The organism is Mycobacterium sp. MUNTM1 (assembly GCF_054660795.1).
Genome location: NZ_BAAGDE010000014.1, coordinates 51,805 through 69,082, shown reverse-complemented (window position 1 = coordinate 69,082; position 17,278 = coordinate 51,805). Strand labels below are relative to the sequence as shown.

Here is a 17,278-nt window from a genome sequence, read left to right as displayed (position 1 = left end):
GTGCTCTCGTGCAGATAAAGCCGTCGCGCAATCGTGGATATGACGAGGCTTTACCGAAAGGGGGGCACCTCCATGAATTCGCGCTTCCCAGATGCCGGCACGGTTCGGACCGTATTGAGCATGGCGTCTCGCGCGCCCTCGGTGCATAACACGCAGCCGTGGCGTTGGCGGATTGGCAGCGAGAGCCTGCACCTCTACGCGGATGAGAGTCGGCGCTTGCCCAACACCGACCCGGACGGTCGCGACCTGATATTGAGTTGCGGTGCGGCGTTGCATCACTGCGTCGTTGCGTTAGCGGCAGTCGGGTGGCGATCGAAGGTGACTCGGCTGCCGAACCCGGCCGACCCCGATCACCTTGCCGCCATCGAAGTGTCGCGCCATCCCGCTGATTACGTCGATATCGCGCTTGCGGCGGCGATCCCGCGACGTCGAACCGATCGGCGCCACTACAGTTCGTGGCCCGTACCGATGAGCGATATAGCGCTCGTGGCTGCGCGGGCGGCACGAAACGGCGTCACTTTATGCCAAGTTGAAGACATCGACAATCTGCACAAGATCGTCGCCAAATCCGTTTGGGATCACCTGAACCACGATTACATCGCCGAGCTCACGTCGTGGAGCGGGCGGTACGCATCGGTGGCGGGCGTGCCGGCACGCAATGCGCCGGTATCGGATCCTAAGGCGAAGATTCCGGGCCGGTTCTTCGCCGGGCCTGCGCTGCCTATGGCACCGGATTCGTCGCCCGCTGACGACAACGCCGTCGTTCTCGCTCTCGGGACGCGGGGCGACGACCGGCTGGCGCAACTGCGCGCCGGTGAAGCAACCAGTGTGGTGCTGCTCACCGCGACGTCGATGGGATTGGCCAGTTGTCCGGTCACCGAACCACTGGAGATCGCGGACACCCGAGAAATGGTCCACTCCGATATCTTCGGCGGCAGCAACCACCCGCACATGCTTCTTCGAGTCGGGTGGGCGCCCATCAACGCAGATCCATTGCCCGCGACGCCGCGACGCGAACTCAGCGAATTCGTCGAGTCGCTCGCCGACCACGAGCACAAGATCGCGAATTAGGCGCTGAAGAACCCGAAAACGTGGGCGCACAGATGATGGCAATGGAGACGTTCACATTAGACCCACGGTGCTGGTGGACGTCACGCATTCTCGGCCGTAATCCGCTTATCCGGCGCACTGACCGCATCGAAGCCTTGGTCATGTTGACCGTGTTCGTCGTTTCACTGCTCGCGGTGCCCGTGGCGGGTGTGGCGGGCACGCTGACCTATCAGGCGCGCGACCGCCTTTACCGTCAAGAAGCGCTCGAGCGCCACCGCGTGACGGCCGTCGTCACCGAGGCGGTCACCGAGGACTGGGGGAATGACTGTCGTGCAGGCACACTGGCCGGGCCATTAGCCCGCTATTGCCGCAACTCGTCGGCGCTGTCGCCGATCGCCGCTGAGGCAGCGGCCGCGGCGAAACTTGCCGCTGAATGCCGAAATCCTTTCCGCAGCATCGTTGTCCGAGCTGTCGAAGTTGTCTACGCGATCGAAGAAACGCTCCGGATCATCGAGGACTACTAACGCCCGACGCGCCTCTTCGTCGACGTGCCGGCTCGTCCTGGCGTCGGGCACGGCGTCAGCGAGGCACCCCGCGGCTTGTTGTACCACCGCTACCGCATCGATGATGCCGGGCTGGTGTCCGCGGCGACGATCATTCGCCGACGTCGCAAAAATTTCGCGGGCACTTTCCGACGTGTGGGACGTCTCGGAGTGGGAAATATTCAGCGATGAGACCGAGGGCGTTGAAGAGAAGTACTGGCTGATCGACGGTCGGTACGTGATGAGCTGAAACTGCAAGGGCTTCAACCTAAACCGTGATGTGGCACTCCGACGGAGTTCTGGAGACTCGTCATATTTCCTCACTTGACTAAACAGTGCGGTCCAGCACTGTGGGGTACCGGGTTGGAAATGCCTGGCCACTTTCCGCTATCCGACCTGGATCGCGACGCGGTCCAAGAGCGCCCGGGACTGGATGTCCGCGACTCCGGCGGCAGGACGCCGAGGTCAATGGTCGAGTGGCTCACAATGCTGAAGCCGGGTTGTGGCAGACCGTGGCCGAAACATCCCGGCTGGCTGGAACGCTACACAGGCTCATCGCGAGGCATCCTCTTTGATCGCACAAGCCGCAAAACGGATATATATCGCGACGAACACGGCCGGTTCTACAATTCGCTTGTATCGCCTTGAGCTGGCCTGTTGCTCGCGAGCATCGCTACGTCAAGCTGTTCTTCTTCCAGCGCGTCGACGGGCAGCTGCGTCTGGTCGGGGCGCACCCGCATGCCGTCAACCAGCAGGGCGACATAGCGTCGCCATAGATCGATGTTGATGCTGTCGGCGTATTCGCTCACTGTTCCAGCCAGCAGTCCGATCACGGGAACATCGGTGGGCGACAGCTCCGTACGCAAGTACCCATCGGCCTGTGCGCGCGAGACAAGTTCGGCTAGCGTCGGGGCGAGCCGCACTCGCGCGGCCTCGACTCGACCTCCTCGGTAGGCCTTGCTGAAGGCGACCTCGCGAAGTCCTCGGTCGGTGGCGCTGATCTCGCACATACGCTGGATAAACCAGACGAATCCTTCCCATGAATCCGGATTGCGCAACGCGGTTTCGGCAAGATCGGCGAGCTGGTTCATTGCGTCTTCGAAGATGGCCTCTAGCAGGTCCTCCTTCGTTGCAAACCGCCGATAGACGGTGCCTACTCCGAGCCTGGCGTAGTGGGCGACGTCGTTGAGAGTGGCTTCAAGACCCCGGACTGCGAAGAGCTCGCGCGCGGCGTTAATCACCCGTTGCCGGTTGCGCTGAGCGTCTCTGCGTAGTGGGCGACGCGACTGCTCAGGACTGGCCATGGCCATGAGTGTAACCGTCAACACAGTATAAGTGGATGACTTCTATCCGTTTATGTGTTTAGGTTGCCTAGCCACCCTCGATGTGCACGGGGTGGCGCCAGCACGGGAAGGTGCACCTAATGACTACTGTCCTGCCCAGCGTCGCAGAGCGCCCCACGCCGACGCCTCCTCGATTCGCAGCTGCGCGCCGATGCGACACCCATTGCAAAGGTGGAGGGCGGTCGTGGTGACCAAGTTCTTTGGGCAGGTGTGGTTGCCGGTCCTGGTCGCGTTATCCGTGGCGATTGGCGGTATCGCCGTCAGCGAGTTGCGTACGGTCTTTGGATCGCACCCTGTGTTGGTGACACCAGAAAGTTCAGATAGTGCCGAAGCGTTCAACCCGAAAATCGTTACCTATGAGGTGTCGGGGGGATCTGTCACCGCGGTCATCAACTATCTAGACCTTGATTCCAAGCCTCAGAGGGTCGAGCACGCGACGTTGCCGTGGTCGCTGACGTTACGGACCACCGCGCCTGCGGCCACGCCAAATATTCTTGCCCAAGGCGACGGTGACAGCATCAACTGTCGGATCAAGGTTGATGACAAGGTCAAAGACGAGCGCACCGCTACGGGTCAAACCGCGGAAACGTTCTGCTTGGTGAAGTCGGCATGAGCGCGCCCGCCCACCGGGCCACACCCGGGGCGGCTTCGGCCACCTGCCACCAAACTCGTCCACGCTTGCCAAGGCTGATCCGGATGCTTGCCGCCCCGATCATCGTGGCTTGGATTCTTCTCGTAGCTGTACTGAACACCGTTGTGCCGCAATTGGAAACAGTGGGCAAGATGCGTGCGGTATCGATGAGTCCCAACGATGCGCCTTCAATGATCGCGACCAAGCGTGTAGGTAACGTTTTTCACGAATTCACCACCAGCAGCTCGGTGATGATAGTGCTGGAAGGTGACAAGCCGTTGGGCGCAGACGCGCACCGCTTCTATGACACGTTGGTGCGCGATCTCCGGGCCGACACCACCCACATCCAGCATGTGCAAGACTTTTGGGGAGATTCGTTTACTGCAGCGGCCGCCCAGAGCCGCGACGGCAAAGCCGCCTACGTGCAGATCTACATCGCCGGCGATCAAGGAGAGACGCTGGCCAACGAGTCGGTAGCGGCTGTTCGACGTATTATCGCCAGCGTCCCGGAACCGGCGGGGGTCAAAGCCTACGTGACCGGGCCCGCAGCCACCACGGCCGATCAGAACGTCGTCGGTGATCAGAGCATGCAAGTCATCGAACTGGTCACCTTTGTCGTCATCATTGTCATGCTGCTGTTGGTCTACCGGTCGGTGGTGACGATGGCCATCGTGCTCACCATGGTGCTCTTGGGATTGTCGGCAGCTCGTGGGCTTGTGGCGTTTCTGGGCTATCACAACATGTTTGGCCTTACTACGTTTTCGTCGAATCTGACGGTGACTCTGGCTATCGCTGCGGCCACCGACTATGCGATTTTCCTGATCGGTCGCTACCAGGAGGCACGCCGGTCGGGTGAAGACCGAGAATCGGCTTACTACACCATGTTTCACGGGACAGCGCACGTGGTATTGGCTTCGGGTTTGACCATCGCCGGGGCGACCTACTGCCTGTACTTCACGCGGTTACCGTATTTTCAGACCATGGGCGTGCCGCTGGCAGTCGGCATGGCGATCGTCGTTGCCGTCGCCTTAATATTGGGGCCGGCAGTGATCGCGCTGGCCAGTCGCTTCGGGCAGGTGCTCGAGCCCAAAAGCGTGAAACAGAAGCGGGGTTGGCGTCGCGTCGGCACTGCGACGGTCCGATGGCCCGGCGCAATTCTGGTGTGCGCCATCGTGTTATCCATGGTCGGCTTGCTCGCGCTGCCCGGCTATCACACCATCTACGAAGACCGCATCTACCTGCCTGCCACCGTCGCGGCCAACGTCGGCTACGACGCTGCTGATCGGCACTTTTCCCAGGCGAAAATGAATCCCGAGCTGCTGATGATCGAAGCGGACCACGATCTGCGCGATCCGGCTGATTTTCTAGTGATCGACAAGATCGCCAAAGCGATCGTAGCTGTCCATGGGATCGCGCAGGTGCAAACCATCACCCGCCCCGAGGGACGACCCATCCAGCACGCAACCATCCCGTTCACCATCGCCATGAACAGCACCGGCCAGGTGATGAACAATGACTACCTACAAACCATGATGGCCAACATCCTCAAGCAGGCCGACGACATGCAAGTGAGCATCGACACCATGGAAAAGATGCAAAACCTCACCGCTCAGATGGCCGACATCACCCACAGCATGGTCGCCAAGATTAAGCAAACTAACATCGACGTCCAGGCATTGCGTGATGAAATGGCGAACTTCGACGATTTCTTTCGACCTCTACGCAGCTACTTCTACTGGGAGAAACATTGTTTCGACATCCCGGCCTGCTGGGCCCTGCGATCGTTGTTTGATGCCCTCGATGGCATCGACAAGATGAGCGACGACATCGAAGCCTTGGTCCCCGACATGGAACGCTTGGATGCGGTAATGCCGCAGATGGTCGCGCTGATGCCCCCGATGATCCAATCGATGAAAGACCAAAAGCAAATGATGCTCAACCAATATCAAACCCAAAAAGCGCAGCAAGACCAAACGATGGCATTACAGAATAACGCGACCGCCATGGGGCAGGCTTTCGACGCCGCCAAAAACGACGACTCCTTCTACCTGCCGCCGGAGGCCTTTGACAACGCCGACTTCAAACGCGGTGTCAAGCTGTTCCTATCCCCTGACGGGCACGCGGTGCGATTCACCATTTTGCTCCAAGGCAACCCCCTCACCGAAGAGGCAACCTCGCGGATTAACCCCATCAAAACCGCGGCAGCAGACGCGATTAAAGGAACACCGCTGGAAGGATCCACCGTCTACCTCGGCGGCAGCACAGCCCTTTACAACGACATGCAGCAAGGCGCTGACTACGACTTGCTAATCGCCGCGGTCGCCGCCCTGATCCTGATCTTCCTCATCATGACTGTCTTGACCGGGGCCTTGGTCGCGGCCGTGGTCATCGTCGGCACCGTAGCGCTTAGCCTGGCTACATCATTCGGACTCGCTGTGCTGCTCTGGCAACACCTCATCGGCATTCCTCTGCACTGGATGGTGCTGCCCATGTCGGTGATCGTCTTGCTCGCCGTCGGGGCCGACTACAACCTATTGCTGGTATCACGGATGAAAGAAGAAATCCTCGCAGGACTCCGGACCGGGATCATCCGGGCCATGGCCGGCACCGGCTCGGTGGTCACCTCTGCCGGCCTCGTCTTCGCCTTCACCATGATCTCCATGGCAGTCAGCAAACTCATCGTCATAGGCCAAGTCGGCACCACCATCGGCCTGGGCCTGCTGTTCGACACCCTAGTCGTGCGGTCACTGATGACACCTTCTATTGCAACCCTGCTCGGACGATGGTTTTGGTGGCCCCAGCGGGTCCGGTCCCGACCCCTCCCACAGTCGTCGACCCCGACCAACATCGCTCCCGAATGTTCTGTAGCAAATAATTGATAGCGACAGGTCCGGCGCGCCGTCGGACACGCACCCGGTGCACTCGCGGGGAGTTGTGTCCGGCCAGCTTGACAGGTCGCGGGGCGCTTTTTCAAAACTGGGACCACGAGATCAACGTCGCCAGGCCGGGATTGACTGCGGCACCCTGGCAATGAAAGCTGGCCCCACCAACCGCCACACCTGGCTGACAGCTCCTACCGTGTGAACCAGTTACGGGGAGAAGGCGGGTGGGATCCTGGAGACCAGCCCGCCGACCACATTGTGCTCTCGTCTACCGAGCGCGGTGGTGCGACGTGCAGACGCATCATCCGGAGCCCCACTCTCTGGGCGAACATTTCCAATAACGCGGGCCGAAAGAATCCGGTGTACGTCTGCCTAGACTAGATTCGGTGACTCACCGACGATTCCTTTCGGCATAGATTCGTCGAGGCATAGGACGCGAATAAAATCGCCCATGCCGGGTGTGATCCACTTCGCTACGGTCGACTCAGGTACAGGATCTCGGCGCTATGAATTTAGTCGGGGACCGGACCGCAAAGAATTTTGTGTCGACCAAAGCGTTGCGGATTCACGGACCAGGCGACACAGCGGCCCTAGGTGTGCTTTGCCTAAGTGGCATGATGTAGCGGCGTCAAAAGTCAACGCGCCGGGCTGTCTTCGGCAAAGGCCTCCGCCTACTCTCCGTGCCCGAAGCGGGCGTCCGGGTGATTATACTGTGTAAGCACATTGCTTAATGGTTGGACCGCCGCCCTTACTTCTCAGGAGACACAGAGGCCAGTGAATATCGAGGAGGCCGAGAAGTTCGTCTACGGGTGGATGATGTGGGATCGTGGGTTTTCGGACGGCATTGCACACGCCACAAAGCTGGTCGAGGCGCTTCTGTGCCATAAAGGGACATGCGAACCGCAACGAGGAGTCCTGCTCGGGTTGTACGAATCGCTATTGAGTACCAGCAGCAACCGTCTTGGTGCTCCGTGATTTTCGAGCCAGACTTGGCTAGGCGTTGCTGGACGGAGCGTTGTTGACAGCCGCTACTGAGCCCGGGTGATGCCAAACCGCGTGCCGGCGCTCACGATCGACCGCCCCGAAGTGCTCGACGCCTCAATGCAGCGACGCGAACGCGTCGAGCAATTCCGCGAAAAGGACCGGCAATCGCGGCCATGGATCTATGCGACTACGTCGTCGGCCCCGGAGTGGCGGTATGGCGAACCGTGGCGAGCCGCTGGTCCACCTTCCGTATGTGCTACCACGTAGCACATGAAGACGATAGGGGTACGGGAGCTGCGGCAACACGCGAGCAAGTACCTTAAGAAAGTCGCCGCGGGGAAGCGATCGAGATCACTGACCGCGGTCATCCTGTCGCGCGATTGGTGCCGATCACCAGCGATCCGTGGCGGGACCGGATTAACGCCGGTGAAGTCGTCACGGCGGGCAGTCCAATGAACGTCGACGACCTCAAACCCGCGGGATATTCGCTCAGCGGCTCTGAAACCCTTGAGCACCTGCGGAGCGACGAGCGCTAGTCCGTGCGGATCTATTTGGATACCTCTGCGCTAGTCAAACTTGTTGTCGCGGAGGATGAATCGCAGGCGTTGCTGCACTTCCTCGACACACACTGTTGACAGCCTGTTCTCATCGGCTCTAGCACGCGCCGAGCTGATACGTGCTGTGGCACCAAACGGTGACCCGGCGATAACTGACGCTCGCAAACTACTTAACGGGTTGGACACCGCCATGCTGACGCGACAGCTGCTTGAGGACGCTGGCACCATGCTCCCGTTGCGTCTGCGAAGTCTGGACGCAATACACCTCGCGGCGGCATAGCGAGCCGGCGAGGCATTGCGCGCGGTTGTCAACCTACGACTCCCGAATGCTTGCAGCGGCAGCGGATCTTGGGATCCCGACGGCGAATCCACGCGAGAGCTGAGCGGTTCTGGCCTCGTAGTCGAGGCCGCCGGAAGCGATCCAGGTAGCCAGTGGGGCAGTACGCGAAACTCGCCGTGGTCCACGATTAGATGCGCTACGGCCAAGCATCAAACCCCGGGCAGTAATGACGACGCGTTGGCGTCCGCCTTGCTCGCGGGTCCGTCTAGCGGGGCACTAATCGATTACCGGTATCCGCCATGTTCGATTCCGCCATATTCCTCCAGGGGCTTGGCCAGGCCAATAGGGGCGAGGCGGACCCGCCGCGGCACCACTTCCGGCGGATCGTGGGCGTCGGGGGTCGAGGGCCGGACAACAAGCTTTGTCGCTGATGGGGGACAATGCTTCTGCCGCAACAACACCCGTAGAAGAGCGATTGGCGACGTACCGTTGACGTGCATCAGCCCGAACTAACCAGGCTGCACCCAGCGTGTGAAGACCTCGCCGTGGACCCGCGTGAGGTTGATCGGCACCTTGACCGGCCTGTCGATCCGGCCGGGATGGGTCTCCGGGGGTCGCCGGATGCAGGAGACCACCTTCGCCTTGGCATTGCTCACCAGGTACGTGGGATGTGCTCCGTGAGTACCGGCGTCCTGGCGGCGCTCGGTGTGGCCACCGGGCAGGTGGAAATCGCGCTTCCCGCAGCGATATTGAGCAGCGTCGCGGTCGGCATGAACCTCCGCAATCAGATCGCGGAACGGCAATGTAGTGGTGATTCGGTGTCATGCGGTCGTCAACGTGGTGAGGAGCGCGTGACAGCGATCGACCCTGTCGGAGTCGTGTTTCGTCCTCGAAGTACGATGCCAAGTCGCGCGGGCCGGCGTCTTCGCGTCGTGCACGTACTGTCCGTAGTCATGCCCAGCCTTGAGTGAGTGATACTGCGTGGAGGTAAGCAGACGTCACGTCATTAAATCCGGTCCGCCCGGCTGCCATAATGCCCCCAGTCTCATTGGTGTATTGAGGTATTCGCCCTTCCGGTCAACAGCGGGACTAAACCCGCGCAGTTGTCGGCGGTGCGCTCGACCGACGACAGGCCAGATCGTCGCCGGCAAGCCAGCACTGGCACGCTCTTCGCGTCGCGATCACCGTAGCGGGCATCCGGAAACTACTATGGGACAACATGATTCGCGTTTCACGCGGCGTGGGGATGGGGTAGCCGCCTGAGTCGGTAGGCCATCCGATGGCATCCAGCCGCCGCTGAACGCGTTCCAGGTCGGCCGCGGACGGCAGCTCATCGGTGATGCGGGTGATCGCCACACCGATGTCTGTATCCTCGATGGCCATCTTGTCGCGCGCCGCCAGCTGCGCAGCCACCGCCGCTACCTCATCGTCGGACAAGCGACGCCGCAAGAGAGCCAGCAGCGGGATGTAATCCGACTGCGGAACACCGTGCGGATAGCCGGCACGAACAAAGGCCATAAACCTGGCCACCAAGCCGCCCCAACTCATCCTGAATTCCACCATCCTGCAGCAGATGCCACTAACACGGTCTACCGACCATCACAGCCATGAATCCAGCCCGGCCGCCGGGCCGCGCGGTCTAACCTCGACGATATGCGTACGGCGTTCCATCAGCAGCTTGAAGCGTTGACACGCAGCATCGGCTACATGTGCGGACTCGCCGGCACCGCGATGCAACAAGCCACCCAGGCGTTGCTGGGGGCCGACATCGTCCAGGCCGAGATCGTGATCGGCGACCACGACAAACTTGCGGTTCAAGCCGCACAAAACCGAAACCGACGCCGTCAGTTTGCTGGCTCTGCAAGCGCCGGTCGCCAGCGATCTACGCGCCGTCGTGAGCAGCCTCAAAAATGTCGGAGACGTCGACCGCATGCACGCGCTCGCGCTGCACGTCGCCAAGACTGCGCGGCGTCGACACCCCGCACACGCCATCCCCGACGACATCAGCGATTACTTCGCCCAGATGGGCCGAATCGCGGTCGATATCGGTATCACCACCAAAGATGTTGTGCTGACAAGGGATATCGGTAATGCGGCCAAACTTGCCGATGACGACGACGCGATGGACGACCTCCATCGCCAATTGTTCGCCGTGGTCCTGGAACGCCAGTGGCCGTATTCGGTCGCCACCGCCGTCGACGTGACGCTGCTAAGCCGCTATTACGAACGCTTCGCCGATCACGCCGTGGCAATCGGCCGACGAGTCATCTTCCAAGCAACCGGTGTCCCGACTGTCTGATCAGACCGCGGCAACACCCTTCTCACACGACTTGAGCGCGATCTCCTTCAAGACAGCAGGCCTGCCACTGCTGCACCCGCCGCAGGAAACCCAGAGGGAGGGATATTGGCGCATGGTTTGGCGCTCGCATGCGGGGCTACCCCTGATCGCCGGTCGCCCGCTGGCCGCCATGTCGAAAGAGAACCGATGATCCTTGATAATTTTCACGTCACCGATCAGGTGGCCATCGTCACCGGCGCTGGCGTGGGCATCGGACGCGCCATTGCGATCGCCCTGGCTTAAGCCGGCGCCAACGCGGTCGTGGCAGCCCGATCGGAAGCGGATCTTGACGAAACCGTCCGCCAGATTGAAGCCACCGGGCAGCGCGGACTGGCGGTCATCACCGATATGGATTTCCGCTACGCGGTCCACGACCGGTACCACGGCGAATTCTTTTTGAATCACTGTGGGTCCCTGCTCAATCGCGAGCCGCTGGGCGCCGACTTCGTCAAAGGAATGTGTCATACCACCGAAGACCCAACGTTTGACGCTACCGCCATCGCGACAAACCCCCCGCGCCCAGATGCGCCCCATCCACCGGCTTCCATGGGTGCCCAGCGACCAACATCCCCATTGCGCCTGGACGGTCATCATCGACGACTCGAACCCAGCCGTGGCCGAGCCGGTTGGTCAAGACGATATGAGGCGCACTCGTCCGGCCGACCTCACGCTTGATTCGATAGACAGCTCAGAACCCGGTCACAGCGACTATTCCGGACCGCTTGTCAGCGACATCGACTTCTCGGCGTTCTCGCATTTGGCCTTGGTGCGGTTCGCCGACGAAACCTGTATACATATACAGATGTACTTGCTTTACCTAGCGTTTGCGCGAGCGGTAGCCAAACGCACCGACCCCGTCACCGCCGCATCGATATGTCTCAAACAGCTAATTGGTTTCGGCGCTGTCACCGCGGCACGCCTACGTACCGGCTTTCGATTGCCCGCGACCGCCCAAGGAGCATTGCGGGCACTCGAATTGCATCCATTGTTCAACCCGGCCGCCTACGTCTCGGCGAGCCGACAAGGCGACCGATGGTTCCTGAGCGCTTCTCTGGCACACCAGGATCGCGCGTGGGTGGATCTGATCGGCCCCCTTGAAGTGCGGCCGCTACAAGCGATCGTGCGCACAATCGACCCGACGGCGGATGTCGAAGTTCTTGGAAGTCAACAGGGTTGGGCACTGAGCGTCACCAGCGGGCACCGACCCACACCCGAACCACGCGAAGTTGCCATGGCCAAAATCGGAGATCGGCTGTCCTGGCGTTTCGAAGGACGGTCATCGCCTCCGCTCACCGCTATCTAACGCTCGCTAACGGTGAGTTATCGCGACGCTGGGATGGAGAAGACTCAAGTTGAGCCGGCCGAATCAGATGCCCGCGATCGGGTTGAGGGCAAAGTGATTGCGGCGAAATCGTTGTCGAGCACTGGGCGGCGCGGGGACAGTCGGTGACGGTGTGTTTCAGTCAGTGAGACTTCATCGAGCCGATTTGATGCACCCACGGCTACCCTGTGGATTGCGTTATAGATACTGCCAAATCTGTGAGGGGGTCTCACATTCGTCTCATAATTTGGTCGCATAACCAGGCTGCGAGCTGCTGCGTCCACCCCCAAAATTTTGCCCGAAATCGCCCAGGTGAACGCCGTGGCGGCTCAATTACGTATCTATGTGCGTTTCTCTCCGAGCCCACAACCCCTGGGGTTCCGAACATTTGGTGGGCGCAAGCATCGTGATCACCCCGGAGTGGCCGCAGGCCTACCACGTACATGCCATCGCCACATGCGCTCACGATGTGGTCGTCGGCATCGGGGGGTGGCTGTTCGATCACGCGAGGCAAGGGTGGAAGGTCTCGGTGATGCTTAGCGAACCCGTCCAGTCCTCTGCGCTGAATATCCTCGGAATCAGTGCCCGCGAGATCGATTATGCATCGTGGCCCTCGGCGGAAAACGTCAATGTGGTCGTCGCTTCGACCGAGCTGTACGAGCGCGACCAAGCACTTCGCCGACATATTGGCAAGGCGAGCCGGGATCTTCATACCACCGTCTGGCTGTGGGATCCCAACGGCCGACGCGTCGCTCCGCACGAGTCCAAAGCGTTGCGCTACACGCTTGGCAACGCCGCGCGCGTGTTCAAAACTCAAGCGATGGTCTCGGCTGAGCTTGCGACGGAGCGGGTAGCGACACACGAGACGCTCTATTCGCTGAAATCCAACCGCGACATTCTTGGAGCACCGACACGGAGCGCCGGGCTTTGAAGCGATCCGGCGCCCGTCATCCAGCGTTGCCGACCAGACAGCGATTCCGGGCGTCGTCAGCACTACTCCGCCCGCTGCTCGCGCTCCGAGCGCATCGTTCAGTTGCTCACCCAAACCGACGGAAACTGAATACTCGGCGCGACTTCCTGCTTGCAGCCCGATCGAGGCCATGTGGGTGTTCCGGTGCGTTGTACCTGTGGCCTGACCCAGGTTTATTGAGCCAGGCACTGTCTTGGTTGTCTAGAAACGCGACGGGATGATCCGATTGAGACTGAGATGTGGGTGAGTCTGGGCGACTGGGATGTGTTCAACTCCGGGAACGCGCCAATCACTGCCCGTCAGGTTGTGGTCGGATGCGCTGGCGCAGGAAGAGCGCGGCCCGGTCTAGCGCCTCGTTGGCCTCGTCGAGCATGCCTGTGAACGACTGGAACACGTGCGGCACCTTCGCTGTGATGTCGAGGACGACGTCGACCTCTGCGTCCGAGGCGCGCACAGCGAGCCGACGGGCATCGTCGAGGAGCATCTCGTTGGTGCCGACCTGCACCAGCATGGGCGGCAGGCCGGTGAGATCGGCAGCCACAGCCGGGCTGAGCAATGGGTGGTGGGGGTCCTGACCGGCGACGTAGAAGCTGCTCATGCGGTCGAGGCTTGCGCGGTCGAGCAGGGGATCGGCATCCGCCTTGGTCGCCATGCTCGCACCGGTTCGCGTCGCGTCCACCCCCGGCGAGAACGTGACGATCGCCGCCGGCATGGGCAGTCGGGCGTCGCGCGCTGCGAGCGCACCGGCGATCGTTAACGCGCCGCCGGCGGAGTCGCCGGCGAAGGCGATCGACTCGGGTGATCGACCCAGCTCGAGAAGCTCCCGGTAGGCCGCGACCACGTCCTCCACGTCTGCAGGGAACGGGTGCTCTGGCGCCAAGCGGTAGTCCAGGGAGATGCTCGGAATCCCCGTCCTGACCACCAGGCCGCCGGTGAGCCCGAGTGCGGTGCGGGGAGAGCCGACCACATGCGACCCGCCGTGGAGGTAGAGCAGAGTGGCGGAGTCGGCTCCGGTGTCTGAGCTGACATGCAGCGCGGGTCGTCCGGCGAGTGAGGTCTCGCTGACGCGGATGCCGTCCGGCACCGGCAGCGGATTCATCAGCTTTGCGAAGTTTTCGCGCATCTCGCCCACTGATTGTTCTGTCCCGATACCGATGCCGCGCAGTTGCGCGTCGAGCCGTTCACGCTGGAGTTCGGACATCGGCGACCCTTCCCTTCCAGGGTTATTGCCACTACAGTACATGCCATGGCAGGTATTGCAACGGCACAACCTGTTGACCCGGACAGGGTATTCACCGACCTCGTCCGCGTGGAGACGCGTCTGTACAACGCGGTCGCCGAACGCGTGAAGGCTGGGGCTGGCATCGGAGCCGGACACTTTGAGGTGCTGCGCTACGTCCGCGACCACCGGGACGCGCGCGTCGCGGATCTCGCCTCCACCTTCGCGATCGGTGTCGGAACGACCAGCAAGATTGCCGACCGCCTAGAGAGGGAGGGCTGGTTGACGCGCCGCCCGAACCCAGCCAACCGGCGCTCGTCCCTGCTCGCACTGACTCCGGCAGGTGAGGCAGTTGTATCCCGGACCGAGCCCATCTGGCAGGCGGCGATCCAGGAAATCCTCGGCGAGGTCATCACCCCTAAAAAGCTGACGGCTTTGTCTCTGACACTCGGCGCCCTGCGCTCAGACCTTGAGCGACTTCACCTGGGGCTACCGACCGGCTGAGCGGCCCCGGGCTCCCATGCGATTACCGTCGGGGCGTAGAACGTGTACATGAGCCAAGACGAACCCCAGGTTGAAGGCTGGGATGTTCAAATGCAGGCCGCCGCGCAGTCCGTTGAGCAGGTCGAGGAACCCCCACGTGTTGGCCACTCAAACTAGCGGTACGGCCATGCGTCAGCTGCTTCGCAGGGCGACGATGGCAGCCAGGGATAGCGCCGCTGCAAGGAGATCGCCGTAGGCGGTGCTGGAAAGTAACTCTCTGGTCAGTTTGGGATCGACCATGCCTGTCACGAACAATGTCATTACCTACGTACCGGAATACGTGCACGAAGAGCAGCGGGACGAGAGCGGAAGTGCGGGTGAGTGTGGTGAGTGCTGGCCATAAGTACCACTTGGTGATGAGGGCGTAGACCACGCAGCTCACGAGGAGCTGCATCCAGAATATCGTGACGTTGTCCATCGCGAGGTGCACGCCGTGGGCTGCCTTTCGTTGTTCGTTTTCTAGAGATTCGGTGGTCGATCGATGCCCTGGGAGCGTCCGGCATCATTGCCCCGGACGGAGGCTCGTGAGTGTTCCCTTTCGGTGCCAGCGAGCTGATGTCGCGATTGCCCAGGCTCAACTCATGTGGGGGTGCCGGTGACTTCCCAGTCTTTGACGGTCGCTAGCGGCCCCAGTAGGTCGGCGGGCAGGTCCGGCGAAAACGCCTGTCCGGTGCGCACGCGGTGTGGCCAGTCCCGGTTGGCCAGAGCGGGTTTGGCCAGGGCGACGACGTCGGCGGCACCGGAGTCGACGATCGTGGCGGCGTCGTGGGGGTCGTCGAGGTGGCCATTGGCGATGATCGACAGGCTGCTGTACTGTTTGGCCAACTTCGCCAATGGCTTGGTTGTGTTGGTGAAAGCCGGTGCCAAGGCGCGGTATTCGGTGGTGTGGATGTAGTCGATCCCGGTGTCGGCTAGGGCGGTGAAGATCTCGGCGGCGTCGTCCTCGCCGCCGGTCCACCGATGGTCGTTGTCGGAGACCTTGCCCTGGGAAATCCGGATCCCGACGGCGATGTCCGCTCCGACAGCCGCTGCGACGTCACCGCAGACCTCGGTCGCCAGCCGGACGCGGTTGGCGATGCCACCGCCGTAGCCATCGGTGCGGGTGTTGAGGTAGTCGGTGAGGAATGCGTCGAGGAGGTATCCGTTGGCGCCGTGGATCTCCACACCGTCGAACCCGGCGGCGCGGGCCATGCGGGCGGCGGTGACGAATGCGGCTCGGACTTGCCTGATGTGCTCGGCGGACATCGCCTCAGGAATCTGAAATGGGCCGGATCCGCGGTAGATGGCCAGCTGCTCACCTTTAGGGCGCACCGCGGATGGTCCCCAAGTGGTGTTGGTGTGCGGGTTGCCTTGTACCTGGCTGCCGGCATGCATCAACTGGGCGAAGACCTTCGCCCCGCAGGCATGGACGCCGTCGACGACTCGCGTCCAGGCTGCGGCGTGGGAGGGATTGGCGATGCCGGGTTGGAAAAAGTAGCCCTGGCTGGTCTGGTCATCGATATAGAGGCCTTCGGTGATCAACAAGCCAAAGCCACCGTTGGCGAAGACTCGATAATAGGCGCCGATTCGATCGGTGGGTACACCATCGGCTGTTGCACTCACTCGGGTCATCGGCGCCAGGGCGATCCGGTTGGCCAGCTCTACGTCACCGATAGGAGTCGGTGTGAAGAGATTGTCTGGGTTGTGGGCATGCTGCTGGATGGACACGGTGGCAGTCGCTTTCGTGGTCGAATTAAGGTTGGGAGGGGAGCGAGGACGCCCCTTCGTGCGAGTCCGATTTCAGGCGGGAGTTGATCATTTCGCCTCTTACGCAACTGAATCCGGGCTGCGCCGCGAGGGCTAGAGATCGCCAAGCCCCCGCCAAATTCCGATAGTCGCTTATTCGGCTTCCGCAACCCGTCGTCGACGGCGTGGTAGTCGCCGCGCCGAGCAGTCACGTTCGTCGACCCCGCCCTCGGAAGGCTTGCGTGCCAAGTGGATCGGCACGCAGCGCTATCGAGAGTCGCTCAATGTGTGTCCGGGTGTGAGGACACGTGTGTGACGAAGCCAGCTACGTCGTCGGGAACGTGTCGTCCGATTGCTCCGCTCGAATACACGGTCAGACGCACCGTTCCATCCGGTGCCAGGATGATTCCGGTCGATTGCAGATAGTGCGGGTCATCGTTGACGTAGGCGCCGATCGCGGCGGCGACCTGGTCGGCGTCGGCGCCGTATCCGACTGGAAAGTGCAGCTTGCGCTTGGCGACCAGTTCCGCGGAGGTGTCCTCGTCGTCGACGGAAAGGGCGACGACCTTGATGTTGAGCTGGCTCAGGGTGTCGAGTGCACGCGAGAACGAGCCGAGTTGTGCGTTGCAGTAGGGGCACCAAGACCCGCGATAGATCAGGATGACGCCGCAGGAGCCAGCGAGATCGCTCGGCATGTTGATCGTGCCACCCCCTACGGCGGGAATCTCGAGCGGGGGGAACGGATGGCCATTGTCGAGGCACGACATAGAGATTCTTTCATTGTGTTCGTTGACTGCTGGGCATCCTGCTGGGACAAAAACCAATCCGACGTTTCCAGTTCAATTGCTTGTCCGGTCGTCTTTGTCAGTCTGAAAACGGTCAATCATTCTGCG

13 protein-coding genes and 3 pseudogenes are annotated in these 17,278 nt (G+C 61.5%); 9 read left to right on the top strand and 7 right to left on the bottom strand.

From position 1 onward, the window contains the following. Nucleotides 1–72 precede the first annotated feature (72 nt). Nucleotides 73–1,071 carry an Acg family FMN-binding oxidoreductase gene (locus ACYQ8K_RS10600; RefSeq protein ID WP_459968638.1) on the top strand — a complete coding sequence of 333 codons (999 nt, stop codon included), beginning with the start codon at nucleotides 73–75 and terminating at the stop codon, nucleotides 1,069–1,071. A 320-nt stretch (nucleotides 1,072–1,391) separates the two neighbouring features. Beyond that, nucleotides 1,392–1,733: pseudogene (locus ACYQ8K_RS10595) on the top strand (Ni/Fe hydrogenase subunit alpha); the annotation flags it as partial. A 482-nt stretch (nucleotides 1,734–2,215) separates the two neighbouring features. On the opposite strand, the gene ACYQ8K_RS10590 reads toward ACYQ8K_RS10595, so the two are convergent. Further along, nucleotides 2,216–2,896 (bottom strand): TetR/AcrR family transcriptional regulator, encoded by a 681-nt coding sequence (locus tag ACYQ8K_RS10590; protein WP_459968636.1) that lies wholly within the window; start codon nucleotides 2,894–2,896, stop codon nucleotides 2,216–2,218. A 226-nt stretch (nucleotides 2,897–3,122) separates the two neighbouring features. Here ACYQ8K_RS10590 and ACYQ8K_RS10585 point away from each other — a divergent pair, with 226 nt between their 5' ends. The 3 genes from ACYQ8K_RS10585 (at nucleotide 3,123) to ACYQ8K_RS10575 (ending at nucleotide 7,968) form a co-directional block, all read left to right on the top strand. Further along, on the top strand, nucleotides 3,123–3,548 hold the full coding sequence (locus ACYQ8K_RS10585) for an MmpS family transport accessory protein (protein ID WP_459968710.1): 426 nt from the start codon (nucleotides 3,123–3,125) through the stop codon (nucleotides 3,546–3,548). Further along, a complete protein-coding gene (locus ACYQ8K_RS10580) occupies nucleotides 3,545–6,445 on the top strand; it encodes an MMPL/RND family transporter (protein WP_459968634.1) in 2,901 nt (966 codons plus the stop codon). Before ACYQ8K_RS10585 ends, ACYQ8K_RS10580 begins: the two co-directional genes overlap by 4 nt. 1,367 nt (nucleotides 6,446–7,812) lie before the next feature. After that, nucleotides 7,813–7,968 (top strand): hypothetical protein, encoded by a 156-nt coding sequence (locus ACYQ8K_RS10575; protein WP_459968632.1) that lies wholly within the window; start codon nucleotides 7,813–7,815, stop codon nucleotides 7,966–7,968. 810 nt (nucleotides 7,969–8,778) lie between these two features. Here ACYQ8K_RS10575 and ACYQ8K_RS10570 read toward each other — a convergent pair. After that, entirely contained in the window at nucleotides 8,779–9,072 is a 294-nt protein-coding gene (locus tag ACYQ8K_RS10570; protein ID WP_459968630.1) for a hypothetical protein, read from the bottom strand. Between the two features lie 445 nt (nucleotides 9,073–9,517). After that, nucleotides 9,518–9,817, bottom strand: a pseudogene (locus ACYQ8K_RS10565) (DUF3349 domain-containing protein); the annotation flags it as partial. A gap of 105 nt (nucleotides 9,818–9,922) precedes the next feature. Here ACYQ8K_RS10565 and phoU point away from each other — a divergent pair. Continuing rightward, nucleotides 9,923–10,568: pseudogene (gene phoU / locus ACYQ8K_RS10560) on the top strand (phosphate signaling complex protein PhoU). Here the strand turns inward: phoU and ACYQ8K_RS10555 are convergent. Beyond that, nucleotides 10,569–11,141 (bottom strand): hypothetical protein, encoded by a 573-nt coding sequence (locus ACYQ8K_RS10555; RefSeq protein WP_459968629.1) that lies wholly within the window; start codon nucleotides 11,139–11,141, stop codon nucleotides 10,569–10,571. A gap of 16 nt (nucleotides 11,142–11,157) precedes the next feature. Here ACYQ8K_RS10555 and ACYQ8K_RS10550 point away from each other — a divergent pair, with 16 nt between their 5' ends. After that, entirely contained in the window at nucleotides 11,158–11,910 is a 753-nt protein-coding gene (locus tag ACYQ8K_RS10550) for a hypothetical protein (RefSeq protein WP_459968627.1), read from the top strand. Nucleotides 11,911–12,319: 409 nt separating this feature from the next. Further along, a complete protein-coding gene (locus tag ACYQ8K_RS10545; protein WP_459968625.1) occupies nucleotides 12,320–12,859 on the top strand; it encodes a hypothetical protein in 540 nt (179 codons plus the stop codon). Between the two features lie 328 nt (nucleotides 12,860–13,187). Here ACYQ8K_RS10545 and ACYQ8K_RS10540 read toward each other — a convergent pair whose 3' ends face one another. Then, entirely contained in the window at nucleotides 13,188–14,099 is a 912-nt protein-coding gene (locus ACYQ8K_RS10540) for an alpha/beta hydrolase (protein WP_459968623.1), read from the bottom strand. A gap of 45 nt (nucleotides 14,100–14,144) precedes the next feature. Here ACYQ8K_RS10540 and ACYQ8K_RS10535 point away from each other — a divergent pair, with 45 nt between their 5' ends. Continuing rightward, the gene (locus ACYQ8K_RS10535; RefSeq protein ID WP_459968621.1) at nucleotides 14,145–14,621 is read left to right on the top strand and encodes a MarR family winged helix-turn-helix transcriptional regulator; all 477 of its coding nucleotides are present in this window, start codon (nucleotides 14,145–14,147) and stop codon (nucleotides 14,619–14,621) included. A gap of 618 nt (nucleotides 14,622–15,239) precedes the next feature. Here ACYQ8K_RS10535 and ACYQ8K_RS10530 read toward each other — a convergent pair. Both ACYQ8K_RS10530 and ACYQ8K_RS10525 read right to left on the bottom strand, forming a co-directional pair. Beyond that, nucleotides 15,240–16,367: an oxidoreductase gene (locus ACYQ8K_RS10530; RefSeq protein ID WP_459968619.1), complete on the bottom strand. Its 1,128-nt coding sequence runs from the start codon at nucleotides 16,365–16,367 to the stop codon at nucleotides 15,240–15,242. Nucleotides 16,368–16,666: 299 nt separating this feature from the next. Next, a complete protein-coding gene (locus ACYQ8K_RS10525) occupies nucleotides 16,667–17,152 on the bottom strand; it encodes a peroxiredoxin family protein (RefSeq protein WP_459968617.1) in 486 nt (161 codons plus the stop codon). Between the last annotated feature and the right edge of the window lie 126 nt (nucleotides 17,153–17,278).

Excerpts from the sequence above, each read along its gene's own strand:
- ACYQ8K_RS10600 (WP_459968638.1), top strand. The coding sequence starts at position 73 with ATGAATTCGCGCTTCCCAGATGCCGGCACGGTTCGGACCGTATTGAGC.
- ACYQ8K_RS10590 (WP_459968636.1), bottom strand. The coding sequence starts at position 2,896 with ATGGCCAGTCCTGAGCAGTCGCGTCGCCCACTACGCAGAGACGCTCAG.
- ACYQ8K_RS10580 (WP_459968634.1), top strand. The coding sequence starts at position 3,545 with ATGAGCGCGCCCGCCCACCGGGCCACACCCGGGGCGGCTTCGGCCACC.
- ACYQ8K_RS10555 (WP_459968629.1), bottom strand. The coding sequence starts at position 11,141 with ATGGGGCGCATCTGGGCGCGGGGGGTTTGTCGCGATGGCGGTAGCGTC.
- ACYQ8K_RS10540 (WP_459968623.1), bottom strand. The coding sequence starts at position 14,099 with ATGTCCGAACTCCAGCGTGAACGGCTCGACGCGCAACTGCGCGGCATC.
- ACYQ8K_RS10535 (WP_459968621.1), top strand. The coding sequence starts at position 14,145 with ATGGCAGGTATTGCAACGGCACAACCTGTTGACCCGGACAGGGTATTC.
- ACYQ8K_RS10525 (WP_459968617.1), bottom strand. The coding sequence starts at position 17,152 with ATGTCGTGCCTCGACAATGGCCATCCGTTCCCCCCGCTCGAGATTCCC.